The organism is Streptomyces sp. CNQ085 (assembly GCF_022614595.1).
Taxonomy (GTDB): Bacteria; Actinomycetota; Actinomycetes; order Streptomycetales; family Streptomycetaceae; genus Streptomyces.
Genome location: NZ_JAJFAU010000051.1, coordinates 27,698 through 28,494, shown reverse-complemented (window position 1 = coordinate 28,494; position 797 = coordinate 27,698). Strand labels below are relative to the sequence as shown.

The window sequence follows — 797 nt, the reverse complement described above, 5'->3', positions numbered from 1 at the left end:
CGGCCGCCCCGGCGGACCGCCGCCGGGGGCGCGGGGGTGGCCGCGGCGCCCCGGCGCGGGCGGGCGACGTAGACTTCGCTGTATGGCGAGGAAGGAAACATCCGAGAATCCGGGGCGGCTCAAGCAGATCGCCCTGACGTACAAGATGACGCGGCGTGCCGACAAGGCGATCGGCTTCGTCCTCGCGGGCGTGGGGCTCGTCACCTTCGGTGTTCTCCTCGCGATCGGCTTCTGGGTCGGCCACCCCGTCTACCTGGGCATCCTGGGCTTCCTGCTGGCCTTCCTCGCGATGGCGATCGTCTTCGGCCGCCGGGCCGAGCGGGCCGCGTTCGGCCAGATGGAGGGCCAGCCCGGCGCGGCGGCCGCCGTCCTGGACAACATCGGCCGCGGCTGGACGGTCACCCCGGCCGTCGCCATGAACCGGCAGCAGGACGTGGTCCACCGGGCCGTGGGCAAGGCCGGTATCGTGCTCGTCGGCGAGGGGGACCCGAACCGGGTCCGCCCCCTGATCGCCTCCGAGAAGAAGCGCATGGCCCGCATCGTCAGCGGCGTCCCGGTCCATGACGTGATCGTGGGCACCGGCGAGGGCCGGACGGAGCTGAAGAAGCTCCGCACGAAGCTGCTGAAATTTCCCCGGGTTCTTCAGGGCCCCCAGGTCACGGAGACCAACGACCGGCTGCGGGCCATGGGCGACCTGATGAACAACCTGCCGCTGCCCAAGGGGCCGATGCCCCGCGGCATGCGGATGCCGAAGGGCCCGACCCGCCGCTGAGGCGGGGGGGGGGGGGGGGGGGGGG

General features: G+C 72.9%; 1 protein-coding gene. It reads left to right on the top strand.

The window, feature by feature from the left end:
- Positions 1 to 82 precede the first annotated feature (82 nt).
- Positions 83 to 772: a DUF4191 domain-containing protein gene (locus tag LJ221_RS11550; protein ID WP_241716007.1), complete on the top strand. Its 690-nt coding sequence runs from the start codon at positions 83 to 85 to the stop codon at positions 770 to 772.
- The last annotated feature ends 25 nt before the right edge of the window (positions 773 to 797 follow it).

What these genes read in the sequence shown, in the direction of transcription:
- LJ221_RS11550 (WP_241716007.1), top strand. Translation starts at nt 83, where the DNA reads ATGGCGAGGAAGGAAACATCCGAGAATCCGGGGCGGCTCAAGCAGATC.